This window comes from Thermodesulfobacteriota bacterium, assembly GCA_040753795.1.
Classification (GTDB): domain Bacteria; phylum Desulfobacterota; class Desulfobacteria; order Desulfobacterales; family Desulfosudaceae; genus JBFMDX01.
This window is the reverse complement of the sequence record JBFMDX010000002.1, coordinates 381455-405583: the sequence shown is the minus strand read 5'-3', so window position 1 is coordinate 405583 and position 24129 is coordinate 381455. Positions and strand designations below refer to the sequence as shown.

Below are 24129 nucleotides of genomic sequence, written 5' to 3'. Positions count from 1 at the left end.
GGAGGATAGCATTTATCGCTTCAGGCATATTTGCTCCCGATCATTGGAAAAACCAGCTTTTACGTATATGTTGAAACTGATTCCGACAAACGATCCCAAACAGGCGTTAAGAATCCGCCGGTTCTTCCTGGCGGCGACCGGCTACGTGGTCTGGATGATCATTATCGCGGCCAGTTCAGCACTGGGGCTGTCCCGGACAAGTCCTGCGGGGCTGGCTTTGTCCTGCGGGTTGATGTTTTTGAGCCTGTTTATTTTTTATGTCTTTCTGCGGACGGGATTCAACAAGCGATTCAAAGATCCCAGCATGACCATTGCGCAGATGGTCATCGCCTGTTTCTGGGTAGGCGTAACCGTCTACTTTTCCGAAGGCCCCATCAGGGGCAGCATTATCGCCCTCTATGTGGTCATTTTTGTCTTCGGCATCTTCCGCCTCTCCCTGCCCCAGTTCTTCATTCTGGTGGCAGTGGCCGGTGCCACATATGCTTCAGCTGTTTGTCTTCTCCATCATCACCATCCCGGCGAAATCGATCCTTTTCTGGAAGTTATCCGCACCTCCCTGCTGCTGGTGGCGCTGCTGTGGTTCTCCCTGATCGGCCATTATATTCAGCGATTAAGAAGAAAAGTGGTGCGGACAAACACGGAGCTGCAGAACGCCCTGAAAAAAATCGAGCACCTGGCCATTCACGATGAATTAACCGGCGTCTACAACCGGCGCCATCTGGTGTCCATTCTGGAGCGGGAAAAAGCCCTGGCCGACCGCACCGGGGTCAATTTCGCCGTCTGCCTGCTGGACCTGGATGACTTTAAGCAGATCAACGACACCTATGGCCATCTGGCCGGCGACATTGTGCTGAAGGAATTCGCCCAGGCTATCAGAAAAGATATCCGCAAGGAAGACTATGTCGCCCGCTACGGCGGAGAAGAATTTATCGTTTTGTTTACCGGTACCCGCTGCGTGGACAACGGCACAGACTGCGCCCTGCGGATGCAGTCCATCACCCGGCGGCTGACCTTCGCCGATATCAACCCCGCCATCCGCCTGACGGTATCCATCGGCATGACCATTTACCGTCTGAACGAGTCCATCGACGACCTGCTGACCCGGGCGGACACCGCCATGTATCAGGCCAAAAAATCGGGTAAGGACAGGGTCGAATATTTGTAAGGCCAGGGTTTAAGGTGTTAAAGTTTTATCGTGATCAAGTAGCCGAAGGCTTTACAGGGAAAAAGGCGTTAACGTTTTAGGGGGCGGACGTGCCCTTTCGTCAGGCTTCGGGAATGATCACGGAAAACTCGCTCCCTTTCCCGGGCGCACTCTTGACATCCATTTTCCAGCCGTGAATCTGAAGGATATGCTTGACGATGGCCAGTCCCAGTCCGGTTCCTCCCAGCTTTCTGCTTCTGGTTTTGTCCACCCGGTAAAACCTTTCAAACAAGCGGGGGATATGAACGGCCGGTATGCCGATGCCATTATCAACAAACCGAATGACGATGGTATTGTCTTTGTCAACGGCCTCCACCCTGACCTCGCTCTTTTCCGGACTGTATTTCACGGCATTCTCCAGCAGGTTGATGAACGCCTGCTCCACCAGTGAAAAATCCATTACCGCGGTCAGCGCGGGGTCGCAATCCGAAACGATCCGGATTTGTTTTTGCTCGGCTTCCGGCCGGCAGACATTTACCGCCGAATCAATGACCCTTGAGATCCTGGCCGGCTCAAAATTGAAATCCTTCTGCCTGTCGCCGTTTTCAATATGGGACAACCGCAACACATCTTCAATGATGGCCGCCAGCCGGCGCGCGTTCCTGACGATGATTTCCAGGTGCCGTTTTCTGTCCTGATGTCCGGCCATGGCCGGATCGGCCAGCAGGGACTCGGCAAACCCCTGGATGGAAGTCAGGGGCGTCCGGATTTCATGTGAAACATTGGCCGCGAACTCTTTTCTTATATCTTCCAGATAGCGTACCCGGGTGACATCGTTTAACACCAGAAGGGTGCCGATTCTCCTGCCGGTTTCATCAATCAGGGCCGCGCTCCTGACGTTCACGACCCGGGCGTCTTCCGCCTTCATTTCAAAGGCAAGGTCGGCTTCAGCCTTTTCAACGGCGGCCGCCTTACCCGCGAACCGGATGAAATCATGGTTCCGGATGACTTCATGCAGGTATTTCCCCTGCAACAGGGCACCCGCCGTTCCCAGAAGCACCTCTGCCGCCTGGTTTGTCCGCAGGATCCGGTCATTTGCGTCAACCGCGATCACCGCCTCCATCATGCTGGCGAAGACGGCCTCCAGCTCGTTCTTCTGCCGCTTAATGGTCTTGATTCGTTCATCCAGCTGTTCGGACATCCGGTTCATGTCTTCCGCCAGCCCGGCCAGTTCTTCCGAGTCGGGCAGAATCAACTTCCGGTCCAGATGGCCGGCGGCAAAACGCCGGGCGCCTTCCTTCATTTCCTGAACCGGCCGGGTAATTTTTTTCGACATGATCAGACTGATCAGGGCGACCAGCAGGATAATCAACAGGCAGAAGTGAACGATATTGCCCTTGACTTCAGCCAGGGCCTGAAACACCGAGGTCAGGGGAACGGCCGCACGCACGGTCACCAGCACCGTCTCTTTCTCGGGAACAGCGATCGCCACATACATCATGTTTTTCTTCAGGGTACGGCTGTAACGGATGGCGCTTCCCTGCCCGGCCTTGACGGCGGTCGCGATTTCAGGCCGGTCTCTGTGATTTTCCATGAGCAGCGGATCCTCTTCGGAATCGCCGATCACCCGCCCGCCCGGCAGTATTACCGTAAATCGGGCGTGAGACGCCCTTCCGGCCTTCTTGCAGAACCAATCAAGATCCCGGTTTTTTATCGGATCCTCAAAGTCTTCGCCGGTCGCGATCTGCTGACTGAACAGACGCGCCTGGGCGATCAGATGATCTTTTGTCTGCCGCACAATGAACGCATTCAGAGAACTGAATACGAACCATACGGCCGCCAGCAGGGAAATCACCGCGATCAGGAAATGGGCGGGAAATATCTGGGTAAACAGTTTCTTCCGTTTTCTCATGATCTGCCCGGAGGCATCCTCATTCTTCCTTGAACCGATAACCGACACCACGAACCGTTTCAATGCACTCCCCGAAAACGCCCAGTTTCTTCCGCAACCCGGCGATCTGAACGTCAACGCTTCTGTCCGTCACCGCGTAATCCTCACCCCGCACCTTATCCACGATCTGCCAGCGGGTAAACACCCAACCGGGATGCCGGGCAAGAAGATGAAGCACGTTGAATTCCGTCGGCGTCAGCATTATTTTTCCGCGGGTTGTTTCCACCATATGCTTGTGCGGAATAATGGTGATCCCATGAACATGCACCGCGCCGGTCTCATCGGCCAGGGTCGTCTCCCGGATTTTCCGCCGCAGCACGGACCGGATGCGGGCGATCAGGATTTTAGGACTGAACGGCTTGGTCACATAATCATCCGCTCCCAGTTCCAGGCCGGTAATAATGTCCGCCTCTTCACCCTTGGCCGACAGCATGACGATAAAAATGCTCTTCGTGGCCGGGTCCGCCTTGATCCGCCGGGTTACCTCCAGACCGTCGATCCCCGGCATCATCAGATCCAGCACGATAATGTCCGGCAGTTCGGCCCGGGCCATTGACAGGGCCTTTTCGCCGGACTCGGCGCAGATGGTCGGGTACCCTTCCTTCTCCAGACTGACCCGAACCAGCTCGAGGATATCCTCCTCATCATCCACGATCAGAATGCGTTCTCTGGCCATAGGCAACTCTCTTTTCCGAACGGTTTATTCCGTTATGGTACGGTCGAACTTTCTCTTATACACATGCCGGACGTTTTCCCCTTCCACCATGTAAATGACTTCCTCGGCGATATTGGTGGCATGATCGGCCACGCGTTCCAGGTGCCGGGAAATGAGAAAAAAATTCAACAGATAGGAAGTGGTGGTGAGTTTGGCGTCTCCCAGCTTCGTCAATTCCTCATAGATATCGTCCCGGAGCGCATCAATCTCTTCGTCCGCCAGCAGGACCTCCTTGGCGGCCCTGGAGTCCCGGTCGACAAAGGCGTTTAAGCTCTTTCTGAGCATGTTTCTGACCTTGGTGCCCATGGGAAAATAATCGTAATATTGTCCCCGCTCCTCTTTTTCGGCCAGCACTTTCACCCGGCGGGCCATATTGACCGCCTCGTCCGCTATTCTTTCCAGATCGTTGTTGATTTTGATGCTGACCCCCAGAAACCGCAGATCACTGGCCACCGGCTGGTAAAGGGCGATGACCTTCAGGCACTCCTCTTCAAGCTCGACTTCCAGTTCGTCCACCTGGTAATCCGTATTGATGATCTCCCGGGCAAGGGCCAGATTCAGATCCCTGATGGCGATCACCGCCTTGCTCAGCCGGTCTTCGGTCATGGCCCCGAGATTCAAAAGTCTCTTTTTGATCTGCTCCAGTTCGTTCTCAAGATGTTTGGTCATCGTTTCCCTCTTCGCCAGGCCGTCGGCTTATCCGAACCGGCCGGTAATATAATCTTCCGTCTGTTTTTTCTCCGGCCTGGTGAAAAGAAGATCGGTCGCGCCGGTCTCAATCAACTCCCCCAGATAGAAAAAAGCCGTTGTATCCGACACCCGGGCGGCCTGCTGCATGTTATGCGTAACAATAATAATAGTATAGGCCTGTTTCAGTTCATGAATCAACTCTTCTATCTTCTGGGTGGCAATCGGATCCAGGGCCGAACAGGGTTCATCCATCAAAAGGACTTCGGGCTCTACGGCCAGGGCCCGGGCGATACACAGCCGCTGCTGCTGGCCGCCGGAAAGCCCCAGGGCCGATGACAACAGGCGGTCCTTGACCTCCTCCCACAGCGCTGCTTTTTTCAGGCTTTTTTCGACGGTCTCCGCGATCCGGGCCTTATCCCTGAGGCCATTGATTCTTAATCCGTAAGCGATGTTTTCAAAAATCGTCTTGGGAAAGGGATTGGGTTTCTGAAAAACCATGCCGACCCGCCGACGCAGGGTCACGTAGTCCATTTTCGAACCGTACACGGGTTCGCCGTCCATCAGGATTTCTCCGGTCACGCGGGTGCCATGGATCAGGTCATTCATGCGGTTCAGGCAGCGGATAAACGTGCTTTTTCCGCACCCGGAAGGACCGATCAACGCCGTCACCTGGTTTTTGTGGAACTCAAGGGAAATTTCTTTCAGAGCCTGAAAACTCCCGTAATAAAAATTGAGGCCCCTGGTCTCGATCTTGATCGTCATCGACTTATCCCTTCAGCTTTCTTCTTAACCGCGCCCGGGTGATAATCGCGAACAGGTTCATGCCGCAGACGAGAACGATCAGCACCAGGGCGCTGCCGTACTGCAGGGGACCGGTTACGGCGATTTCCCTTCCTTCCGTGGCCAGCGCGTAAATATGATACGGCAGGGCCATGACTTTGTCGAATATCGAGGTCGGCAGAATCGGCGTGTAAAAAACCGCCGCGGTAAACATGATGGGAGCGGTCTCGCCGGCGGCCCGCCCCAGGCCCAGGATGGCGCCGGTGAGAATTTCCGGAATCGCGGCCGGGATCACTACCCGGTAAATGGTCTGCCACTTGGTCGCCCCGAGCCCCAGAGACGCTTCCCGGTAAGTATCCGGCACCGCCTTTAATGCTTCTTCCGTGGTCCCGATGATCACCGGCAGGGTCATCACCCCCAGGGTCAGGCATCCGGCCAGGAGGCTGACGCCGAACTTCAGAACGATACAGAAAAAAGCCAGCCCGAACAGGCCGAAAACAATGGATGGGACACCGGCCAGGGTGTTGATGCCGAACCGGATCACCCGCAGCAGGCGTCCCTTTACGGCGTATTCATTCATATATATGGCCGCGGCCACACCCACCGGCATGGCAAAAAGCAAAGCGCCGGCAGCCAGATAAAACGTTCCCACGATGCAGGGCATAATGCCGCCCTTGGTCATGGAATTATAGGGCGCCCGGGTGAGAAACTCCCAGTTGATGCTGCCCGCGCCCCGGGCAATAATGAAAAACCCGACGACGATCAAGGCGGCCGCGTTGATCACTGCCGCCAGACGAAAAACGGAAAAAAAGGCTTTCTGCGCCGCCTGCCTTCTTTTCAACCGCCTGCCGTCCGTCGATATATCCATCTATCCTCCCAGCTGCCTTTTTTTGAATCGGTCGGCCATCACATCCGCCGTCAGATTAAACAGCAGCGTAAAAACAAAAAGGACGATCCCGATGGCAAACAAGGCATGATAATGGCCGCTCCGAAAAGGGGCCTCAGCCATTTCCGCGGCGATGGTCGACGGCATGGGACGGACCGGATCAAACAGAGAGGTCGGCACCACGGCGGCGCCGCCGGCCACCATCAACACCACCATGGTTTCGCCAATGGCCCGCGACATGCCCAGGATGACCGCCGTGGCGATACCGGAGGCCGAGGCCGGGAGGACGATTTTAATGATGGTTTCAAGGTGTGTCGCGCCCAGGGCCAGAGAAGCCTCGCGCAGAGAACCGGGAACACTGTGAATGGCGTCCTCGGAAATGCTGCAGATAGTCGGCACGGCCATGAAGGCCAGCATCAGGGAAGCGTTGAACAGATTGATGCCGATGGGGACATGAAACACTTTCTGCAGAAAAGGGCTGAAAACAACCAGACCGAACAGACCGATCACCACCGACGGTAATGACGCCAGGATTTCCACGAAAGGTTTGACCAGTTCCGCAGTTCGTTTCCCGGCGATTTCAGCGATATAAATGGCCGTCATGATGCCGAGGGGAACGGAAATAAGAGAGGAGAGCAAGGTGACCGCGGCCGAACCGGCGATCAACGGAAAAATCCCGAACAGGGGATCATCATCGGTGGGATACCACAGGCTCCCGAACAGAAAATCACGCCATGACGTAAACTTCAGTATCGGCAAGCCTTCCCAGAAAAGAAAGATGCCGATCAGCAGCAGCACGGTTATGGAACTCAACGCCACCACAAACAGCAAATACTGTACTGTTTTATCGGCTGCCTGTCGTCGTATGACTATTTGCATTGCTACCCGTCCTCTGATCCGGATGCTGGAAAAAAGGGCCTGACGCATAACAGGTGTCGACACCTCTCCTGTTATGCGCCAGACAATTTCATTGGCCTCACGCGGCGGAAGACTCGTCTGCCGCCTGCCGCAACTGGATCAGACCATTATTTTTCGGCTACGGCACCAGCACCGGAACACTGCCCGCATCCTGGGCCAGCTTCTGCCCTTTGGCGGAAAACACGTAGTTGATAAAATCCAGCTTGTCGCCTTCCGGCCAGCCGTTGGTAAACAGGAACAGGCCGCGGCTGATGGCATACTGACCGCTCAGGGTGGTGGCATTGCTGCCCAGCACGCCTTCGACTTTCACCTGTTTGAGGGTATTGTTCAGATACCCCAGACCGATATAACCGATGGCGCTGGTGGTCTGGCCGACCGTCTGAACCATGGCGCCGTTGGAAGCAACCGTGATGGCGGTGGGAGCTACTTTTTCTTCCTTCAGAACCAGTTCTCCCCAGACCTCAAAAGTCCCGGAAGAGCTGTCCCGTGACACCACCACGATCTTTTCGTCTTTTCCGCCAACCTCTTTCCAGTTGGTGATCTTGCCTGTGTAAATCCCCTGCAGTTGCGCCAGGGTCAAATCCGCCACGCCGTTGGCAGGATGAACGACCGGGATAATGCAATCCAGGGCGATGCGGAAGGGAACCGGATAGACCTTCTTGGTGCAGGCCAGTTCGGCTTCTTTATCCTTGATGAACCGGGACGCCATGGCGATATCCGTGGTGCCGTCGATGATCGCCTTGATACCGTTGCCGGAACCACCGCCGGAAAGAGAGACGGAAACGTTTCTTTCCTGCATATAAGCTTCGGCAATTTTCTGCGCTACCGGTAACACCGTGGTCGATCCCATGATGACCAGTTGTTCCGCCATTGCCTGGCCGACAAAAGCCAAGACGACCAGCGTGAATACGACTACCCATGAAACCTTCTTGCATTTGTTTTTCATTTTTTCCTCCTGTCTGTTAACGCATTATTGCTCTATCCATTGACTCATACTTCCTTTTTGCCATTGTTTTAACGGCCCTGTGTTAGGAAAATATTAAGACAGGATGAAAACATTATTAAATCATATCAAACAGCCTGATGGAAAAAACCATTACGGCAAACCCGCACCCCTGCCGCGTAGCAGGCGGCCACAACGGTCAAACTTTTGATCAGCCTGTTTTTGTTTATGTGAGAATTGTTAGGGAAATATTAGGGAAGCGTAAAAATTTTATGAAGGCAGGGACCGGCATGGTAAAGGGCGCTCCCTCTGCGTCCGGCCCCTGAAACCACCGCCGCACCGGCGGTAATATAAGGATAAAAGGTGTTCAAGGGATCAGAGTAAGAATGCCTATCGCATCCGCTGACGGTCACCCTGCAATTTAATCACGCCTTCCGGAGGGCATCGGCCACCTGTTGCTGATCGGCCGGCGTAAGATACGGTGACATGGGCAGGCTCAAGCATTGAGACGCCACCTGCTCGGCAACCGGAAAATCACCGGCTTTATAACCCAGATCGGCAAAAGCGCCCTGGAGATGAAGGGGCGCCGTATAGTAAGCCACGGAAGGGATCCCCCTGGTTTGCAGGGTTTTTGCCAGCGCATCTCTTTTATCAGACAGTATCGTATACTGAGCGTAAACCGAGGTATTGCCGGGCGCGATCACCGGGGGCCGAATCCCGGGAATGGCGGAAAGCAAGTGGTCATAGCGCTTACCAACTTGGGCGCGAAGGTCGCACTCCTCGGGGAAAATCCCGAACTTCTCCAGCATGATGGCCGCCTGAATGGTGTCGAAGCGGCCGTTAATACCCACTACCGGATGCTGATGCTTGACCTTCTGCCCATGAATGCGGATCTGACAAAGCTTCTCCGCCAGAGCGTCATCCGGCGTGAAAATGGCGCCACCGTCGCCATAACAGCCAAGGGGCTTGGATGGGAAAAAAGAGGTACAACCGATCAGTGAAAGATTACAGGCCTTTTTACCGTGATGAGTAGCGCCGAAGCACTGGGCCGCGTCCTCGATAACCGGCAATCCGTGTTTTTCGGCAACGGCGTTGATGCGGGTCATGTCCGCGCACTGCCCATAAATTCCAACCGGCATGATGGCCCGGGTGCGGGACGTAATGGCTTTTTCGACAAGAGTCGGGTTGATATTAAAGGTATCCGGTTCCACATCGACGAATACCGTTGTGGCGCCCAGCAGGGCGATAACCTCGGCCGTGGAAATCCAGGTATACGGTACGGTAATCACTTCATCACCGCGGCCGATGTTAAGAGCCATCAGCGCCATAAGCAGGGCATCGGTACCACTGGCGCAGGTAATGCAGTGCTTGACGTTGACGAAGGCGGCCAGTTGAGACTCGAGTTCCTGCATTTCAGGCCCCATAATGTACTGACCGTGGTCAAGGACCTGGCGGATACGGGCTTCGATACGATCGCGGATACGGCGCTGCTGTGATTTCAAGTCGATAAAATCCATAAAAGTAACCCCTTATTCTCTAATACCTTAAGTCGTTTAAACCCTGTAATAGTATTTGTACCATTCCACAAAACGTCCTATTCCCTCCTCAATGGAGGTGGTCGGTTTAAAACCGACGGCTTGGTATAAATCATCGATATCGGCACAGGTCGCGGGTACATCGCCCGGCTGCATGCCCAGGAACTCTTTTCTGGCTTTCATCCCCAGGTGCATTTCCAGAACCTCTATAAATCGAAGCAGCGAAACCGGCTGGTTGTTGCCTATATTATAGAGGCGGTAAGGTCCATAGGATGTCCCGGGGTCCGGTTGATGGCCGGACCAATGGGGATCAGGCTCCGGAATCGTTTTCATCACCCGGAAGACCCCCTCAACAATATCATCGATGTAAGTGAAATCCCGTTGCATGTTGCCGTGATTAAAGACCTGGATGGGTTGTCCGGCAAGAATGGCCCGGGTAAACAGAAACAACGCCATATCCGGCCTTCCCCATGGTCCGTATACCGTAAAAAACCGCAGGCCGGTCACGGGCAGATTGTATAGATGGCAATAGGCATGCGCCAGGAGTTCATTGGATTTTTTTGTGGCCGCGTACAGAGAAACCGGATGATCCACGTTATCATGAACGGAAAAGGGCATCCGGGTATTGGCCCCGTAAACTGAACTTGACGAGGCGAACACCAGATGTTTAACCGCGCAATGGCGGCAACATTCCAGAAGGTTGACAAAACCGGACAGGTTGGTGTCCACGTAGACATGGGGATTTTTCAGGGAATACCGGACCCCCGCCTGGGCCGCCAGGTTAACCACGACATCGATGGGGTTGGCCTCGAAAAGCGCTGACAGGGCCTCCATCCGGCTCAAGTCCGTTTTCTGGAACTGGAAGCGTGAATACGTTGCCAGTTGCTTGAGACGATCCTCTTTCAAGCTCACATCATAATAATCATGCAGGTTGTCCAGGCCGATTACCGAATAACCTTGATTTAATAACCGTCGAGCCAGATGATAACCGATAAATCCGGCGGCACCTGTAACCAGCACACGTTCGAATTCAAGTTGCATGGAAATATGTCTTTGCTTTACCGGGGGCAAATAACCAAAAGGTCTTTAAATTAAGCATGTTATAAGAAAACAAAGAATTAATATTACATTTTTCACTATACATTACAACCAAAAAAATTATAAAAGAATGGTTTGTCCTTGACTCGCCTTGTTCTGTTAAACATAATTGATAATTCAGCATTAACCAATCAGAAGGGGTAAAATGACAGAAGAGCAGACCGTCTCCATTTATCAACGGCTAATGGAAAACGAGGCCTTATTGAAAAGATTTTATGCCGTTGAAAAAAAAATATTATCCATCTTGAGTTTTAAGGATTTTTTTGAAGTACTTCTGACCGAAATAAAAGAGCAGTTCAATATTCCATTTGTCTGGCTGTCTTTATTAAAAAACGGCAGCGCGAACTTCCTCATCGACTCGGTCAAAACCCTGGATGAATCTTTAAAATCAAACATCAACCTGATTGAAAAAAATCTTTTTTTCGCGCTGATCGGAAATCAGACCGAACCTGTTCTCGCCAACGCTGAGTTAAAACCCTACTTTAAACTGCTCCCGGAAGGCAAAAGCTATCTGATTAAATCCATGGCCATCGCTCCTATCACCATGGACGGAGAAGTTATCGGCAGCCTCAACCATGGTGACGCCTCCGAGAACCGTTTTCACCCGAATATGGACACTTTTCTGCTGGAGCAACTGGCCGCAAAGGTATCCTTATGCCTCTCCAATGTTACGGCCCATGAGAGGCTGGAGTTTTTAGCCTATCATGATCCATTAACCGGTCTACTCAACCGGAGAGTGATGGAAACGGTTTTAAAAAGAGAGATTGGCCGTGCCAAACGCTATAATATGCCGCTATCTGTAGTGTTTCTGGATCTGGATTATTTTAAAACGGTTAATGACACGTTCGGGCATGAGGCCGGGGACAGACTGCTGATTCATCTGGCCAGAAGCCTGGAACAAAAATCCAGGGAAACGGACATCATCTCCCGATTCGCCGGAGACGAGTTTGTGATTATTCTCCCTGAAACCGGCAGTGACCAGGCGAACGCCTTGATGAACCGCGTCAAACTTCATCTGGAACAGACGCCGCTGATTCAGAACGGAAAGGAAATACCGGTATCCACCAGCTTCGGCGTCGCCTCCATGGAGGACGCTTTACCGGAAGAAGATGATGCCGCCTCAATTCTTCTTAAAAAAGCGGATGAACGACTCTATCAGAAAAAAGCGTCCAGAAAAACAAAAGCCACGCCCTGAAACACAGGGTGTGGCTTTCTTGCCTCTTATTCAATAAAATAAAAAGGTTATTCCTCCCTGGCGCCTGTTCCTGCACCGGGGGAGGATGCCGTTTCCGCTGTATCTGCAGACTTTTCAACGGCGACTTCCGATGGTTTGGCCGAAGACGCAGACACATCAACGCCCGAATCGGATTTCGGCGAAACCGAAGCCTCCTGTTCCGCAGCTTTTGCTTTCTTCTTTTTATCCGCCGACTTTCCTTCCGGAATAATCAGCTCAACCATGGTCATTGGAGCCGCATCACCTGCCCGCCGACCCAGCTTTATCAGGCGGGAATAGCCGCCTGGCCGGCTGCCGAAGAGCTCCTGTGCATTGTCAAACAGTTTATGCACAACCGCCTTGTCTCTGACAATGGATAGGGCCTGGCGCCTGGCATGCAGATCGCCTCTTTTGGCCAGCGTAATGACATGATCCACCCACCTTCTCAACTCTTTGGCCTTGGTATCGGTGGTCTGAATCCGATCATGCTTCAATAATGACGTAACCATATTACGAAACATGGCATTACGATGACTACCCGTTCTTCCCAGCTTTACGCCTGCTTTGCGATGTCTCATTACGACTTATTCCCCTTTATCACTATTCTCGTCTTCCCGCGGCTGGAAACCTTCCAGGTTCATCCCCAGCGAAAGGCCCATTTCAGAAAGCAATTCCTTAATTTCGTTTAATGATTTTCTCCCGAAGTTTTTCGTCTTGAGCATTTCAGCTTCAGTTTTTTGTACCAACTGATAAATCTTGTCGATTTTGGCGTTTTTGAGACAATTGGAACTCCTTACTGACAGTTCCAGTTCATTAACACTTCGATGGAGATTCTCATTGAACTCCTTGCCTTCACCGCCCTCATCCTTTTTGGAATATTCAGGTTCCGCGCTCTCATCAAAATTAATAAAAACATTCATCTGCTCTTTAAGAATCTTGGCCGCAAACGAAACCGCGTCTTCCGGTAAAACACTGCCATCCGTATGGACTTCCATCGTCAATTTATCATAATCGGTTTTCTGCTTAACCCTGGCGTTCCCGACAACATAACTGACCCGCCGGACAGGAGTAAAAACAGAATCAATGGGGATCGTGCCAGTCGGAGCGCTGTCATCTCTGTTCGATTCCGCCAGAGAGAATCCCTTTCCCACTTTAACCGTCATCACCATTTTCAGCCTGGCGCCTTCGGACAGAGTCGCGAGATGTGCCTCGGGATTAAGAATTTCGACCTGACCGTCAGGGCTAACGATGTCTCCTGCCGTAACAACCCCCTCGCTTTGCACATCAATAATAATTTCTTTGGGAGCGGCGGTAGCGGTTTTCAGACGTACTTCTTTCAAATTCAAGATAACTTCCGAAACATCCTCCAGAACCCCCTCGATGGTTGAATACTCGTGCATCACACCTTCTATCTTTACGGATGTGATAGCAGCACCGTGCAACGAAGAAAGCATGATTCGCCGCAACGCATTACCGATCGTGATTCCAAAACCGCGCGCCAGGGGTTCACAAACAAATTTTCCATAAAAAGGAGTGGCAGTCTCCACCTGAATCTTTTCGGGCCTGATGATCTCCCGCCAATTCATGTACATCAACTCATTCAATTCATTTTCCATGGTTATCTCCCAATTACGCTGCAAAGGGATGCGGTCTTACGCAGAATTATCAGTATATTTCGTGCAAACTGCCTTTTGCCTGCGAATGTTGATTAAACCCGAAACAAGATCTATTTGGAGTACAGTTCAACGATCAACTGTTCTTGAATGGGAATGGTAATGTCCTCGCGGGCCGGTATACTCCGCACCACGCCCTTCTGTTTGTCTTTTTCGAGCAACAGCCATTGAGGAATGCCGCGGCGTTCAACAGCGGCAAGCGAATCGGAAAACGCCTGGATATTACGGCTTTTCTCCACAGGTTCGATAAGGTCGCCGGGTTTAATCAGGTAGGACGGAATGTTGATTTTTTTCCCATTAACCAGGAAATGGTTATGCCTGATGAAATGCCTAGCCTGGACTCTTGAACTGGCAAACCCCAAACGATAAACCACATTATCAAATCTGCGCTCCAAGAGGACAAGAAGATTGGTGCCGGTGATTCCTTTCTGACGGTCAGCCTTCTGAAATGTCAACTGAAACTGAAGTTCAGACAGCCCATACATGCGCTTGACTTTCTGCTTTTCACGCAATTGAACACCGTATGGTGAGAATTTTGCACGCGACTGACCATGTTCACCAGGCGGGTATCCCCGACGGTCAAAGGCACACTTATCGGAATAGCAACGATCTCCTTTGAGGAACAATTTTAAGTTTTCACGCCTGCAAAGTCTGCAAACCGACTCTCTATATCTTCCCAATTACTGCCTCCTTCCAAAAGCACTCAACGTTACCTGTGGATCGACCTTCATTCCGCTTTCCGGGTTCGTTATACCCGCCGCCGTTTGGGGGGACGGCACCCATTGTGGGGAATAGGTGTAACATCTTTTATGGTTGTAATAGTCAGCCCGGCCGTCTGCAAAGCTCGCAGGGCGGACTCTCTCCCGGGTCCGGGCCCCTTCACATATACCTCAACGTTTTTCATCCCCTGCGTCATGGCCTTCTTGACGGCATCTTCGGAGGCCATTTGCGCGGCAAAGGGCGTACTTTTTCTTGCCCCCTTGAAGCCCCGTCCACCGGCAGAGGACCAGGCAATTACATTGCCGGCGGTATCCGTTATCGTTATGATGGTATTATTAAAGGTTGACTGAATATGCACCACACCGGATGCTATATTCTTTTTTACCGTTTTCTTTTCTTGCGACCCTTTAGCCATGTAGCAAATCCTGTCTGATATGTATTATCGTGTTATTTCTTACCGGCAATGCCTTTTTTCTTTACGGCAGCCCGTCTCGGGCCTTTTCGGGTTCGCGCATTGGTGCTGGTCCGCTGTCCACGAACAGGCAGCGACTTTCTATGCCGCAACCCTCTGTAAGCGCCAAGATCCATGAGCCTTTTTATATTCATGGAAAGTTCGGTCCGCAGCTCTCCCTCGACCTTAAAGTCATTGGTAATAACGGTTCTGATGTCATTTATTTCCGTTTCGGTCAACTGATTTACCTTGGTATCATGGTTAATGTTCACCAGGTCCAGAATTTTTCTGGCCGCAGAACGACCGATGCCGTATATGTATGTCAGCCCGATTTCAACCCGCTTGTTTTTTGGTAAGTCAACCCCAGCGATTCTTGCCAAAACACCATCCTCCTGTTTTTATTGGCTATCCCTGTCTCTGATTATGCCTTCGATTAACGCAGATAATTCTTACCACGCCTTTTCGCCGGACCACTTTACAGTTTCGGCACATTTTTTTAACTGATGCCCTTACTTTCATAATTCATTACTCCCTGGTGATATGAACACGATTGACAGAAAGCGCCACCACCACCTGTCTGTCCGTTTTTTCACTGGATATAGCTATTTCGACCTAAAAGTAATCCTCCCCCGGGTAAGGTCATATGGGGATAACTCCACCGTCACCTTATCACCCGGCAGAATTTTAATAAAATACATCCGCATTTTACCGGATATATGCGCCAGTACCTGGTGTTTGTTTTCAAGTTCCACCTTGAACATGGCATTCGGCAATGTTTCAAGAACAGTGCCTTCCACCTTTATCGCTTCTTCTTTTGCCATCTACTGACACGCCCTCCGCCTTTTTCCAGCTACCGAGTCCTGGCCACTCTTTTTTTCAAAAATCCTTCATAGTTTCTCTGGATCATGTGAGATTCCATCTGAGCAGTGGTATCTACCATGACCTGGACAACAATCAACAGCGCCGTTCCACCAAAATAGAACGGGATATTGAAACGAGTCATCAATATTGAAGGAAGCACGCAAATCGCTGAAACATAAACTGCCCCGCCCAGGGTTATACGCGTCAAAACCTTGTCAATATAATCCGCCGTCCTTTTCCCGGGCCTTATTCCTGGGATATAGCCGCCCTGCTTTTTCAGGTTTTCAGCGACATCATCCGGCTTGAACGTAACGGCCGTGTAGAAATAGCAGAAGAAAAAAATCAGCGCTACATAAAAAATCTCATAAAGCACCCCACCGGGCATTAGAACCGAAGAAAGGTTCTGAATAAAGGCAACCGGAACAAAACCGGCCATGGTGGCGGGAAACATCATGATGGACGAGGCGAATATGGGGGGGATAACGCCGGACGTGTTTATTTTTAAAGGAAGATGGGTGCTTTGTCCGCCGTACATCCTTCTACCCACCACCCGCTTCGCATATTGAATCGGTATGCGGCGTTGTCCCTGCTCCACAAAAATGATAACACCGACCACACAGACCATCACAACAAGAAGTATAATTAGTCCGAAAATTCCCATATCACCGGTAATCATCAGCCGGGATGTATTGGCTACGGCAGCCGGCATTCGCGCGACAATTCCGGCGCATATGATCAACGAGATACCATTACCGATGCCGCGTTCAGTGATCTGCTCACCCAGCCACATGATAAAGGCTGTTCCCGCGGTCAGGGTAATAATCGTCATTAAGCGAAAACCCCACCCCGGATCAATTACCGCCCCCATTTTCTCCAGGCCCACAGCGATCAGAAAGCCCTGAATAATACTTAATAGTACGGTGCCGTACCGGGTATACTGGGTGAGTTTTTTTCTACCCTGCTCCCCTTCCTTTTTTAACTGCTCCAGATGGGGAACGGCCACGGTCAGCAATTCTATAATGATGGCGGCACTGATATACGGCATAATACCCAGCGCAAAAATAGACAGGTTTTCCAGGGCGCCGCCGGAAAACATGTTAAACATACCCAGCATGCCGCCTTTGTACTGGCCAAAAATCTGAGCCAAAATAGTGGCATTGATGCCCGGCGTTGGGATCTGAACGCCGATACGATAAACCGCCAGAAGCGCCAGCGTGAACAGAATACGCTTCTTGAGTTCCGGTATCTTGAATATATTCTGGTAACCGCTGCCAAACATTAATTGATTACCTCAACAGTTCCGCCGGCCGATTCGATCTTACCACGAGCGGTTTGGCTGATCTGGTGCACTTTTACGGTAAGTGGATGACGGACTTCACCCTGCCCGAGCAGTTTGATGCCGTCAGCCCGATTCTTAACGATTCCTTTTTCCCGCAATTGATTCTCGTCAATTACACTGCCGCTTTCAAAGACTGCCAGATCGCGAATATTGACTGCAGCTATTCGTTTAGCAAAAATATTGGTAAACCCCCGTTTGGGGAGCCTACGCTGAATCGGCATCTGACCGCCTTCAAAGCCGGGAGCGGCGCCGCCGCCGGACCGGCTGTTTTCACCTTTGGTCCCTTTCCCGGCGGTCGTCCCCCAGCCGGAGCCCGGTCCCCTGCCAAGACGTTTTTTGTCCTTTTTCGATCCCCGGGCCGGTGATAATTCATTTAGTCTCATCCACGTTCTCCTTTACCGTCACAAGATGAGAAACCTTATTGATCATACCTTGCACAGACGGTGTATCCTGAAGACAAACGGTCCTATTAACTTTGGTAAGACCCATAGCCCGTAATACCTTGCGATGCTTTTCGGGTCTGCCGATCATGCTTTTTGTCAACGTGATATGCAATATCCCAGACATTGATTTATGCCCTTACCTTTACAGGTCTTCTACCGTTATGCCCCGACGAGCCGCTACCTGCTCCCGGCTCTGAAGCTGCTGCAATCCGTTTATAGTCGCCCTGACAACATTGTGAGCGTTGCGCGTTCCCATACATTTGGTCAGGATATCACTGATTCCGGCGGCTTCCAGTACGGCCCTTACGCCACCGCCGGCGATTACGCCTGTTCCCTTTGAAGCCGGTTTCAAGAAGACCTTGCCGGCGCCATATTTTCCCGTGGTCGCATAAGGAATGGTTCCACCCACCAGCGACACGGAAACCATCTCCCTTTTTGCTTTTTCAGCGCCCTTACGAATTGCTTCCGGGACTTCAGCCGCTTTGCCCAGGCCGTACCCAACACTTCCTTTGCCGTCACCCACAACGACCACGGCGCTGAAATGGAACTTGCGTCCACCTTTAACGACCTTGGATACACGCTTGATGTTCACAACGTTATCAATCAACTGGATTTCGTCTTTGTCCTGTTTATCCTGTTTTAGCAAGCGACTGCCTCCTCATTTCTGTCCTGTTGCTTTTGTTCCCGTGGACTTTTTTGCCGTGGAACACCCGTCCATCAGCACTTCAAACCTGCTTCGCGAGCCCCTTCCAGAACGGCTTTCACTCTGCCATGATACAAGAAACCGCCCCGGTCAAAGACTACCGCGGTTATTCCTTTTTCCAGAGCACGCTGCGCTGCCAGTCTGCCCACATAATTGGCCCGTTCGGATTTCTTTTTACCGGCGATCTCCAGATTTTCTTTAACAGCCTTTTCGTTGGTTGATGCGACAACGAATGTATGGCCTCTGGTATCGTCGATAATCTGGGCGAAGACATGTCGGGCGCTCCTGAAAACACTTAACCTGGGACGCTCCGTCGTGCCGAAGATTTTCTTCCGAATTCTGTTCTTCCGTCTTTGCCTCAACTGCATTTTTTTATTTACGGTACTCATGTCAACCCTTTATTGCCTATGCTGTCTTTCCGGCTTTTCTTTGAATATGCTCGTCTGTGTATTTAATCCCCCTGCCCTTATAGGGCTCAGGTGGTTTGAGCTTTCTGATCGACGCGGCGGTGTTCCCCAGCAACTCCTTATCAATGCTGGACAAAGTGAGCACATTTTTTTCAACTTTACCTGAAACGCCTTCAGGCAGAGCAAATTCTATGGGATGGGAAAACCCGATGTTTAAAATAACCATATTCCCCTTAACCTCAACCTTGTAGCCAATCCCGTTTATCTCAAGGCTGCGTTCGAACTTTTTGTTGACGCCTTCTATCATATTGCAGAGCAGTGATCTTGTCATACCCTGAAACGCCAATGTTTTCCGGCCGTTATCAACAGTCGTAACGCTGATCACATTGTTTTCGATTTTCAGATCAACAGCCTGGTGCAAATTGCGCGACAAGGTCCCGCTGCTTCCTGTCACCGTGATACATTTGTCGGCATAGGAAACCTTTACCTTATCCGGTATTTGAATCAGCTTTTTCCCAACTCGAGCCATCCTTCACACCTCTTTCTACCAGACAGTACAGAGAATTTCGCCACCGATATTTTCCTGAACCGCCTGCTTATCCGTCATTAATCCCTTGGATGTCGACAGAATCGCAATTCCGGTACCATTCATCACCGAAACGATGTCTTTACGTTTCGTATAAATCCGACGGCCTGTTTTACTTACCCGCACCAGTCCGTAAATGGCATGATTCTGCGCCTTGTCAAATTTCAGATACACCCTCAGCACGCCCTGTTTCCCGTCCTTGATAAACTTGTAATTCTTAATATACCCCTGCTGCTTGAGTATGGCCGCAACCCCTTCGTTTATCTTTGAGCCGGGTATATCAACACGGTTATGCCTGGCTTTGCCGGCATTTCGAATTCGCGTCAGCATATCCGCAATGGGATCATTTATCGACATGATTCTTGCCTTTCGTTAACACGATCTTGATTCTCTTTCTTGTTCAGTGCGCTCTGAATTCCAATAAAACTACCAGCTTGATTTGGTCACTCCAGGCAGCTTCCCGCTTGAAGCCAGTTCCCTGAAACAGATACGACAGATCCCGAATTTCCGCAAAAACCCTCTGGGACGTCCGCATAGCGGACATCTGTTATACTGCCTGGCGCTGAATTTGGGTTTCTGCGCCGCCTTGATCATAAGGGCTGTTTTTGCCAAAATTATCCTCCCATTTAGTAACAATTAGCTCTTAAACGGCATTCCCATTTCCCGCAACAACTCTCTGGCTTCATCATCGGTCTTGGCGGTGGTTACAATCGTGATATTCAATCCCTTGATCTTGTCAATTTTGTCGTAGTCAATTTCAGGAAACACGATCTGCTCTTTCATGCCGATGGTATAATTGCCCCGGCCATCAAAAGCGGTCGCTGAAACACCCCGGAAGTCTCGAACCCGCGGCAAAGCGATATTTACCAGTTTATTGTAAAAATCGTACATCCGTTTTTTGCGCAGTGTCACCATACATCCGACGGGCATCCCCTGCCTGAGCTTAAAAGCCGCGATTGATTTTTTCGAGCGCCGGATAACCGGTTGCTGACCGGCAATTGCCCGTAACTCCTCCACGGCAGAGTCCAGAATTTTGATATTATTAATCGCCTCACCCAGTCCCATGTTGAGAACAATTTTTTCCAGTTTCGGCACCTGCATTGGGTTTTTGTAACCCAAGCGTTCTTTCAGCTTGGGCACTACCTCATTGATGTAGTAATCTTTCGATGACATCACTGCTCCTGTATTTCCCGACGGCTATCAATCAATAGTTTCGTTACACCTTGCGCACATCCGGACTTTTGCGCCATCCTCCAGTTGCTTGATCTTGATCCGGGCGGGCTTAACGCATTTATTACACATCAACATCACCTTGGCCCGATGGATGGCGACCTCTTTTTCGATAATACCGCCTTGACGTAACTGCACATTGGGTCGCCGATGATGCTTCATCATATTGATGTTTTCAACCAAGACCTTGTTTTTCTTGGCGTTAACGGAAAGCACTTTACCGATCTTCCCCTTGTCTTTGCCGGATAGAATTTTCACCTTGTCGTTTTTCTTTATGTTCAATTTTTCGCGCAGCATTTTCTCTGCTCCCGCCTCACAAAACCGATTACAGCACTTCAGGCGCCAGTGATATTATCTTCATAAACTTTTTGGCCCGCAATTCCCTGGCAACAGGCCCGAAAATACGGGTGCCCAGCGGTTCTCTGTTTTCAGCGATCAAGACGGCTGAGTTATCATCAAACCGGATAAAGGATCCGTCCGGTCTTCTAATCTCTTTTTTGGTTCTGACAATCACCGCCTTCAGCACATCCCCTTTTTTGACTTTTGAGTTCGGAACCGCTTCCTTGACGGAGACGACAATAACATCTCCGATGGTGGCGACTTTCCTCCTGGAACCTCCCAGCACTTTAATACAATAAACAATCTTAGCGCCGGAATTGTCAGCAACTTTCAGCCTTGTTTCAACCCGGATCATTTTCTATATTCCTTTTATGCTCAAACTGCCTTTTCAACAATATCGGACACGCGCCACCGCTTGGTGCGGCTTAACGGTCGGGACTCCGTGATCACAACCCGATCGCCGACAGCACAACGATTGGTCTCATCATGCGCCGCGAATTTGGTTCTGCGCCTGACATATTTTTTGTAAGCCGCATGTTTAACAAGACGCTCTACCATCACCACGACAGTTTTGTCCATCTTGTCGCTGACCACTATCCCCTCAACCCGCCTTTTCAGTCCTCTGGCTTTCATGCTTCCCTTACAATATGATTAAGGATTGATGTTCCTGCTCAACTCGGTTTTCACTCGGGCAATATCTTTTCGGGCCTGTTTCAAAGCGCTGGTTTTTTCCAACTGCCCCGTTTCGTGGCGAAAACGCAAATTGAAATAAGCCTCTTCCAATTCGATGAGTTTCGTTTTCATCTCTTCAACGCTTAATGATCTGATATCCTTGGCTATCATTTTAATTCTTCCCATCTTACAAACTTTGTTTTTACAGAAAGTTTATATGCGGCAAGGCGCAGGGCTTCTCTGGCGACTTCTTCGGAAACACCGCCCATTTCATACAAGATTTTTCCGGGTCGGACGATGGCACCCCATCCTTCCGGCAAGCCTTTTCCTTTTCCCATGCGCACTTCAGCCGGTTTTTTGGTATACGGTTTATCAGGGAAAATACGTATCCATGTTTTTCCGGTTCTTTTAATATACCGCGTCATGGCAATACGGGCCGCTTCGATTTGCCTGGCTGTAACCATTCCACATTCCGTCGCCTGCAACCCGAACTCGCCGAAATTCAATGTCGTACCACACAGCCGGGTACCCCGCATTCTACCCCGCTGCTGCTTTCTATATTTAACCTTTTTAGGGCTTAACATGGCCTTTTACTCCTGCTAACCGCGTGATCCAGTTTTCTTCTGGGTTTTCTTCATCACTTCGCCTTTAAACAAAAACACCTTGACACCGATCAGGCCATAAGTAGTCTTTGCTTCTACAAATCCATAATCTATGTCGGCTCTCAACGTGTGAAGCGGCACACGCCCTTCCTTGTACCACTCCCGCCGAGCCATCTCCGCACCGCCCAGACGGCCGGAGCAGATAATTTTTATCCCTTTGGCGCCGAACTTCATGGAGGCGGAAACCCCTCTCTTCATGGCCCGTCGAAAAGCAACCCGCCTTTCCAACTGACTGGCGACATTCTCGGCGACCAGCTGCGCGACCATTTCCGGTTTTTTAACTTCCTGAATATCGATGGATAAATCTTTTCCCGAAACAACCTTCTTCTTAATCTCGTCTTTCAACTGTTCGATCTCAATTCCTTTTTTTCCAATCACGATACCCGGTCTGGCGGCAAAAATCCTGATTTTGATCCGATTGAAAGACCGTTCAATTTCCACTTTTTCTATACCGGCGTGTTTCAGCTTCGTTTTAACGAATTCCCGCAACTTGAAGTCTTCCAGTATAAAATCAGCGTACTCTTTATCGGCATACCACTGCGAGTCCCAAGTTCTGATAATACCAAGCCTTAACCCGAGTGGATTGACTTTCTGGCCCAAAGCATCTTCTCCTTTCTTACGAAACCGACTCTTCCGTCAGAATCACCGTGATATGACTTGTCCTCTTCAGTATCCGAGAAGCCCGGCCGCGGGCGCGCGGTCTGAATCGCTTCAACGATGGTCCCTGATCAACACAAACATTTGTTATTACCAAAGAATCAACGTCAATCTTTTTTTCTTCCGCGCTGGCGACAGCCGACCTCACCGTTTTTGCGACCAGGCCCGCAGCTTTTTGCGGCATAAACTTAAGCCTGTCAAGCCCTTCCTGAACCGGTTTCCCTTTAATGCAATGGATCAATCTGCGAACCTTTTGCGGAGAAGTACGTAAATATTTCGATACCGCCCTTATTTCCTCCATGTCGCCTATCCCTTTGTATACTTATCTTGTTGGTCTTATATCTATTTTACTTTTGTCTTCTTGGAACCCGCGTGCCCGAAGAACGTACGGGTAGGAGAAAATTCACCCAGCTTGTGACCTACCATATTTTCCGTGACAAACACCGGGACGAACTTTTTTCCATTATGAACCGCGAAAGTCAATCCGACCATTTCCGGTATTATTGTCGACCGCCTGGACCAGGTTTTGATCACCTGACTGCTTTTTGTACCTCTTGCGGCATTTATTTTCTTTTCCAAGGACTCCTCAACAAAAGGCCCTTTCTTTAAAGACCGTGGCATAAATTCTTTCTCCCTGTCCGTTTACTCGTGACAGTAATGGTTATCTACCCAATATTTACTTCTTGCGTCTATTGACGATAAACATATCCGTTTTCTTGTTTTTCCGGGTCCGGACGCCTTTGGTCTTCCAGCCCCATGGAGAACAGGGGTGACGGCCACCGGATGACTTCCCTTCACCGCCGCCCATGGGATGATCGATGGGGTTCATTACGACACCGCGGACACTGGGCCTAATTCCCAGCCACCGGCTGCGGCCAGCCTTTCCAAGCGAAATATCGTCGTGTTCAACATTACCCAGCCGGCCGACCGTGGCCATACAGCGGGACAGCACTTTTCTAACTTCTCCTGAAGGAAGCCTGACCAGAGCATATTGCCGTTCTTTCGCCATCAATTTGGCATAATTTCCGGCACTGCGAACGATCTGGCCGCCCTTCCCCAGCTTCAACTCAATATTATGAATTTCGGTTCCCAACGGCATTCCTTCAATGGGCATGGCGTTTCCCGGTTTCAACTCGGCTTCCGGACCGCTCATAACGATATCACCCACCTTAAGATTCACCGGCGCCAGGATATATCTCTTTTCTCCGTCCACATAAAAGAGCAGGGCTATTCTGGCCGACCGGTTGGGGTCATACTCTATCGCCGCCACTTTTGCCGGGATATTCACCTTGTCACGTTTAAAATCAATTACCCGATAATGCCGTTTATGTCCGCCTCCTCTGTGACGGCAGGTAATGCGTCCGTAAGCATTGCGCCCCCCGGATTTGCTCAGAGGTTTAACTAGACTTTTAACGGAAGGCTTCTTCTCCGTTATCTCTTCGAAAGTCGAATATTCCTGAAATCTCCTTCCAGGAGACGTCGCTTTTACTTTTCTAATACCCATTTACATCCC

The 24129-nt window shown here is 50.7% G+C and carries 36 protein-coding genes; 2 read left to right on the top strand and 34 right to left on the bottom strand.

The features are described 5' to 3' along the window. Positions 1–67: 67 nt before the first annotated feature. Positions 68–1165, top strand: coding sequence for a GGDEF domain-containing protein (locus AB1724_04650; GenBank protein ID MEW6077078.1), 1098 nt, complete (start codon positions 68–70; stop codon positions 1163–1165). Between the two features lie 100 nt (positions 1166–1265). On the opposite strand, the gene AB1724_04645 is transcribed toward AB1724_04650, so the two are convergent. From AB1724_04645 to AB1724_04605, 9 genes are all read right to left on the bottom strand, one after another. After that, on the bottom strand, positions 1266–3056 hold the full coding sequence (locus AB1724_04645; GenBank protein MEW6077077.1) for an ATP-binding protein: 1791 nt from the start codon (positions 3054–3056) through the stop codon (positions 1266–1268). 19 nt (positions 3057–3075) lie between these two features. Further along, a complete protein-coding gene (locus AB1724_04640) occupies positions 3076–3771 on the bottom strand; it encodes a response regulator (protein ID MEW6077076.1) in 696 nt (231 codons plus the stop codon). Positions 3772–3795: 24 nt separating this feature from the next. Next, complete coding sequence (phoU, locus tag AB1724_04635; GenBank protein MEW6077075.1) at positions 3796–4479, bottom strand: phosphate signaling complex protein PhoU; 684 nt, start codon at positions 4477–4479, stop codon at positions 3796–3798. Between the two features lie 27 nt (positions 4480–4506). Then, entirely contained in the window at positions 4507–5262 is a 756-nt protein-coding gene (gene pstB / locus AB1724_04630) for a phosphate ABC transporter ATP-binding protein PstB (GenBank protein ID MEW6077074.1), read from the bottom strand. 4 nt (positions 5263–5266) lie between these two features. After that, positions 5267–6148, bottom strand: coding sequence for a phosphate ABC transporter permease PstA (gene pstA, locus AB1724_04625; protein MEW6077073.1), 882 nt, complete (start codon positions 6146–6148; stop codon positions 5267–5269). Beyond that, positions 6149–7039 (bottom strand): phosphate ABC transporter permease subunit PstC, encoded by an 891-nt coding sequence (gene pstC / locus AB1724_04620; protein MEW6077072.1) that lies wholly within the window; start codon positions 7037–7039, stop codon positions 6149–6151. A 163-nt stretch (positions 7040–7202) separates the two neighbouring features. Next, positions 7203–8030, bottom strand: a complete 828-nt coding sequence (locus AB1724_04615; protein MEW6077071.1) for a phosphate ABC transporter substrate-binding protein — start codon at positions 8028–8030, stop codon at positions 7203–7205. A gap of 422 nt (positions 8031–8452) precedes the next feature. Further along, complete coding sequence (locus AB1724_04610) at positions 8453–9544, bottom strand: DegT/DnrJ/EryC1/StrS family aminotransferase (protein MEW6077070.1); 1092 nt, start codon at positions 9542–9544, stop codon at positions 8453–8455. A gap of 36 nt (positions 9545–9580) precedes the next feature. Further along, positions 9581–10603 carry an NAD-dependent epimerase gene (locus AB1724_04605; GenBank protein ID MEW6077069.1) on the bottom strand — a complete coding sequence of 341 codons (1023 nt, stop codon included), beginning with the start codon at positions 10601–10603 and terminating at the stop codon, positions 9581–9583. A 202-nt stretch (positions 10604–10805) separates the two neighbouring features. Here AB1724_04605 and AB1724_04600 point away from each other — a divergent pair, with 202 nt between their 5' ends. Then, the gene (locus AB1724_04600) at positions 10806–11855 is read left to right on the top strand and encodes a sensor domain-containing diguanylate cyclase (GenBank protein MEW6077068.1); all 1050 of its coding nucleotides are present in this window, start codon (positions 10806–10808) and stop codon (positions 11853–11855) included. 47 nt (positions 11856–11902) lie between these two features. Here the strand turns inward: AB1724_04600 and rplQ are convergent, their stop codons facing one another. The 25 genes from rplQ to rplB all read right to left on the bottom strand — a co-directional run bounded on the left by rplQ (position 11903) and on the right by rplB (position 24120). Beyond that, positions 11903–12451 carry a 50S ribosomal protein L17 gene (rplQ, locus tag AB1724_04595; GenBank protein MEW6077067.1) on the bottom strand — a complete coding sequence of 183 codons (549 nt, stop codon included), beginning with the start codon at positions 12449–12451 and terminating at the stop codon, positions 11903–11905. A 6-nt stretch (positions 12452–12457) separates the two neighbouring features. Beyond that, entirely contained in the window at positions 12458–13465 is a 1008-nt protein-coding gene (locus AB1724_04590) for a DNA-directed RNA polymerase subunit alpha (protein ID MEW6077066.1), read from the bottom strand. A 134-nt stretch (positions 13466–13599) separates the two neighbouring features. Then, on the bottom strand, positions 13600–14226 hold the full coding sequence (rpsD, locus tag AB1724_04585; GenBank protein ID MEW6077065.1) for a 30S ribosomal protein S4: 627 nt from the start codon (positions 14224–14226) through the stop codon (positions 13600–13602). Positions 14227–14294: 68 nt separating this feature from the next. Further along, complete coding sequence (rpsK, locus tag AB1724_04580) at positions 14295–14681, bottom strand: 30S ribosomal protein S11 (protein MEW6077064.1); 387 nt, start codon at positions 14679–14681, stop codon at positions 14295–14297. Positions 14682–14713: 32 nt separating this feature from the next. Then, a complete protein-coding gene (gene rpsM, locus AB1724_04575) occupies positions 14714–15097 on the bottom strand; it encodes a 30S ribosomal protein S13 (GenBank protein ID MEW6077063.1) in 384 nt (127 codons plus the stop codon). Between the two features lie 25 nt (positions 15098–15122). Next, positions 15123–15236: a 50S ribosomal protein L36 gene (gene rpmJ / locus AB1724_04570; protein ID MEW6077062.1), complete on the bottom strand. Its 114-nt coding sequence runs from the start codon at positions 15234–15236 to the stop codon at positions 15123–15125. Positions 15237–15319: 83 nt separating this feature from the next. Beyond that, positions 15320–15538 carry a translation initiation factor IF-1 gene (infA, locus tag AB1724_04565; GenBank protein MEW6077061.1) on the bottom strand — a complete coding sequence of 73 codons (219 nt, stop codon included), beginning with the start codon at positions 15536–15538 and terminating at the stop codon, positions 15320–15322. A 29-nt stretch (positions 15539–15567) separates the two neighbouring features. Beyond that, on the bottom strand, positions 15568–16857 hold the full coding sequence (gene secY / locus AB1724_04560) for a preprotein translocase subunit SecY (protein MEW6077060.1): 1290 nt from the start codon (positions 16855–16857) through the stop codon (positions 15568–15570). Next, positions 16857–17300 carry a 50S ribosomal protein L15 gene (gene rplO, locus AB1724_04555; GenBank protein MEW6077059.1) on the bottom strand — a complete coding sequence of 148 codons (444 nt, stop codon included), beginning with the start codon at positions 17298–17300 and terminating at the stop codon, positions 16857–16859. The genes secY and rplO overlap by 1 nt, the downstream gene beginning before the upstream one ends. Further along, positions 17287–17484, bottom strand: coding sequence for a 50S ribosomal protein L30 (rpmD, locus tag AB1724_04550; GenBank protein ID MEW6077058.1), 198 nt, complete (start codon positions 17482–17484; stop codon positions 17287–17289). The genes rplO and rpmD overlap by 14 nt, the downstream gene beginning before the upstream one ends. Positions 17485–17502: 18 nt before the next feature. Further along, positions 17503–18006: a 30S ribosomal protein S5 gene (rpsE, locus tag AB1724_04545; GenBank protein ID MEW6077057.1), complete on the bottom strand. Its 504-nt coding sequence runs from the start codon at positions 18004–18006 to the stop codon at positions 17503–17505. Positions 18007–18077: 71 nt separating this feature from the next. Further along, positions 18078–18452, bottom strand: coding sequence for a 50S ribosomal protein L18 (gene rplR / locus AB1724_04540; protein ID MEW6077056.1), 375 nt, complete (start codon positions 18450–18452; stop codon positions 18078–18080). Positions 18453–18468: 16 nt separating this feature from the next. Next, entirely contained in the window at positions 18469–18999 is a 531-nt protein-coding gene (gene rplF / locus AB1724_04535; protein ID MEW6077055.1) for a 50S ribosomal protein L6, read from the bottom strand. Between the two features lie 15 nt (positions 19000–19014). Beyond that, positions 19015–19413, bottom strand: a complete 399-nt coding sequence (gene rpsH / locus AB1724_04530) for a 30S ribosomal protein S8 (protein ID MEW6077054.1) — start codon at positions 19411–19413, stop codon at positions 19015–19017. Positions 19414–19482: 69 nt separating this feature from the next. Next, positions 19483–19668, bottom strand: a complete 186-nt coding sequence (locus tag AB1724_04525) for a type Z 30S ribosomal protein S14 (protein MEW6077053.1) — start codon at positions 19666–19668, stop codon at positions 19483–19485. A gap of 24 nt (positions 19669–19692) precedes the next feature. Beyond that, positions 19693–20232 carry a 50S ribosomal protein L5 gene (rplE, locus tag AB1724_04520; protein ID MEW6077052.1) on the bottom strand — a complete coding sequence of 180 codons (540 nt, stop codon included), beginning with the start codon at positions 20230–20232 and terminating at the stop codon, positions 19693–19695. 24 nt (positions 20233–20256) lie between these two features. Further along, a complete protein-coding gene (rplX, locus tag AB1724_04515; protein ID MEW6077051.1) occupies positions 20257–20583 on the bottom strand; it encodes a 50S ribosomal protein L24 in 327 nt (108 codons plus the stop codon). A 28-nt stretch (positions 20584–20611) separates the two neighbouring features. Beyond that, on the bottom strand, positions 20612–20980 hold the full coding sequence (gene rplN, locus AB1724_04510; GenBank protein ID MEW6077050.1) for a 50S ribosomal protein L14: 369 nt from the start codon (positions 20978–20980) through the stop codon (positions 20612–20614). A 20-nt stretch (positions 20981–21000) separates the two neighbouring features. Beyond that, a complete protein-coding gene (rpsQ, locus tag AB1724_04505) occupies positions 21001–21258 on the bottom strand; it encodes a 30S ribosomal protein S17 (protein ID MEW6077049.1) in 258 nt (85 codons plus the stop codon). Between the two features lie 18 nt (positions 21259–21276). Beyond that, positions 21277–21468 carry a 50S ribosomal protein L29 gene (rpmC, locus tag AB1724_04500; protein MEW6077048.1) on the bottom strand — a complete coding sequence of 64 codons (192 nt, stop codon included), beginning with the start codon at positions 21466–21468 and terminating at the stop codon, positions 21277–21279. Next, the gene (gene rplP, locus AB1724_04495) at positions 21465–21881 is read right to left on the bottom strand and encodes a 50S ribosomal protein L16 (GenBank protein MEW6077047.1); all 417 of its coding nucleotides are present in this window, start codon (positions 21879–21881) and stop codon (positions 21465–21467) included. Before rplP ends, rpmC begins: the two co-directional genes overlap by 4 nt. 15 nt (positions 21882–21896) lie before the next feature. Continuing rightward, positions 21897–22559, bottom strand: a complete 663-nt coding sequence (gene rpsC / locus AB1724_04490) for a 30S ribosomal protein S3 (protein ID MEW6077046.1) — start codon at positions 22557–22559, stop codon at positions 21897–21899. A gap of 16 nt (positions 22560–22575) precedes the next feature. Continuing rightward, on the bottom strand, positions 22576–22917 hold the full coding sequence (gene rplV / locus AB1724_04485) for a 50S ribosomal protein L22 (protein MEW6077045.1): 342 nt from the start codon (positions 22915–22917) through the stop codon (positions 22576–22578). Positions 22918–22958: 41 nt separating this feature from the next. Continuing rightward, positions 22959–23237, bottom strand: a complete 279-nt coding sequence (gene rpsS, locus AB1724_04480; GenBank protein ID MEW6077044.1) for a 30S ribosomal protein S19 — start codon at positions 23235–23237, stop codon at positions 22959–22961. A gap of 55 nt (positions 23238–23292) precedes the next feature. Continuing rightward, on the bottom strand, positions 23293–24120 hold the full coding sequence (gene rplB / locus AB1724_04475; GenBank protein ID MEW6077043.1) for a 50S ribosomal protein L2: 828 nt from the start codon (positions 24118–24120) through the stop codon (positions 23293–23295). Positions 24121–24129: the final 9 nt, after the last annotated feature.

What these genes read in the sequence shown, in the direction of transcription:
- AB1724_04650 (MEW6077078.1), top strand. Translation starts at nt 68, where the DNA reads ATGTTGAAACTGATTCCGACAAACGATCCCAAACAGGCGTTAAGAATC.
- AB1724_04645 (MEW6077077.1), bottom strand. Translation starts at nt 3,056, where the DNA reads ATGAGAAAACGGAAGAAACTGTTTACCCAGATATTTCCCGCCCATTTC.
- AB1724_04640 (MEW6077076.1), bottom strand. Translation starts at nt 3,771, where the DNA reads ATGGCCAGAGAACGCATTCTGATCGTGGATGATGAGGAGGATATCCTC.
- phoU (MEW6077075.1), bottom strand. Translation starts at nt 4,479, where the DNA reads ATGACCAAACATCTTGAGAACGAACTGGAGCAGATCAAAAAGAGACTT.
- pstB (MEW6077074.1), bottom strand. Translation starts at nt 5,262, where the DNA reads ATGACGATCAAGATCGAGACCAGGGGCCTCAATTTTTATTACGGGAGT.
- pstA (MEW6077073.1), bottom strand. Translation starts at nt 6,148, where the DNA reads ATGGATATATCGACGGACGGCAGGCGGTTGAAAAGAAGGCAGGCGGCG.
- AB1724_04615 (MEW6077071.1), bottom strand. Translation starts at nt 8,030, where the DNA reads ATGAAAAACAAATGCAAGAAGGTTTCATGGGTAGTCGTATTCACGCTG.
- AB1724_04610 (MEW6077070.1), bottom strand. Translation starts at nt 9,544, where the DNA reads ATGGATTTTATCGACTTGAAATCACAGCAGCGCCGTATCCGCGATCGT.
- AB1724_04605 (MEW6077069.1), bottom strand. Translation starts at nt 10,603, where the DNA reads ATGCAACTTGAATTCGAACGTGTGCTGGTTACAGGTGCCGCCGGATTT.
- AB1724_04600 (MEW6077068.1), top strand. Translation starts at nt 10,806, where the DNA reads ATGACAGAAGAGCAGACCGTCTCCATTTATCAACGGCTAATGGAAAAC.
- rplQ (MEW6077067.1), bottom strand. Translation starts at nt 12,451, where the DNA reads ATGAGACATCGCAAAGCAGGCGTAAAGCTGGGAAGAACGGGTAGTCAT.
- AB1724_04590 (MEW6077066.1), bottom strand. Translation starts at nt 13,465, where the DNA reads ATGTACATGAATTGGCGGGAGATCATCAGGCCCGAAAAGATTCAGGTG.
- rpsK (MEW6077064.1), bottom strand. Translation starts at nt 14,681, where the DNA reads ATGGCTAAAGGGTCGCAAGAAAAGAAAACGGTAAAAAAGAATATAGCA.
- rpmJ (MEW6077062.1), bottom strand. Translation starts at nt 15,236, where the DNA reads ATGAAAGTAAGGGCATCAGTTAAAAAAATGTGCCGAAACTGTAAAGTG.
- infA (MEW6077061.1), bottom strand. Translation starts at nt 15,538, where the DNA reads ATGGCAAAAGAAGAAGCGATAAAGGTGGAAGGCACTGTTCTTGAAACA.
- secY (MEW6077060.1), bottom strand. Translation starts at nt 16,857, where the DNA reads ATGTTTGGCAGCGGTTACCAGAATATATTCAAGATACCGGAACTCAAG.
- rplO (MEW6077059.1), bottom strand. Translation starts at nt 17,300, where the DNA reads ATGAGACTAAATGAATTATCACCGGCCCGGGGATCGAAAAAGGACAAA.
- rpmD (MEW6077058.1), bottom strand. Translation starts at nt 17,484, where the DNA reads ATGTCTGGGATATTGCATATCACGTTGACAAAAAGCATGATCGGCAGA.
- rplR (MEW6077056.1), bottom strand. Translation starts at nt 18,452, where the DNA reads ATGAGTACCGTAAATAAAAAAATGCAGTTGAGGCAAAGACGGAAGAAC.
- rplF (MEW6077055.1), bottom strand. Translation starts at nt 18,999, where the DNA reads ATGGCTCGAGTTGGGAAAAAGCTGATTCAAATACCGGATAAGGTAAAG.
- rpsH (MEW6077054.1), bottom strand. Translation starts at nt 19,413, where the DNA reads ATGTCGATAAATGATCCCATTGCGGATATGCTGACGCGAATTCGAAAT.
- rplX (MEW6077051.1), bottom strand. Translation starts at nt 20,583, where the DNA reads ATGCTGCGCGAAAAATTGAACATAAAGAAAAACGACAAGGTGAAAATT.
- rplN (MEW6077050.1), bottom strand. Translation starts at nt 20,980, where the DNA reads ATGATCCGGGTTGAAACAAGGCTGAAAGTTGCTGACAATTCCGGCGCT.
- rpsQ (MEW6077049.1), bottom strand. Translation starts at nt 21,258, where the DNA reads ATGAAAGCCAGAGGACTGAAAAGGCGGGTTGAGGGGATAGTGGTCAGC.
- rpmC (MEW6077048.1), bottom strand. Translation starts at nt 21,468, where the DNA reads ATGATAGCCAAGGATATCAGATCATTAAGCGTTGAAGAGATGAAAACG.
- rplP (MEW6077047.1), bottom strand. Translation starts at nt 21,881, where the DNA reads ATGTTAAGCCCTAAAAAGGTTAAATATAGAAAGCAGCAGCGGGGTAGA.
- rplV (MEW6077045.1), bottom strand. Translation starts at nt 22,917, where the DNA reads ATGGAGGAAATAAGGGCGGTATCGAAATATTTACGTACTTCTCCGCAA.
- rpsS (MEW6077044.1), bottom strand. Translation starts at nt 23,237, where the DNA reads ATGCCACGGTCTTTAAAGAAAGGGCCTTTTGTTGAGGAGTCCTTGGAA.
- rplB (MEW6077043.1), bottom strand. Translation starts at nt 24,120, where the DNA reads ATGGGTATTAGAAAAGTAAAAGCGACGTCTCCTGGAAGGAGATTTCAG.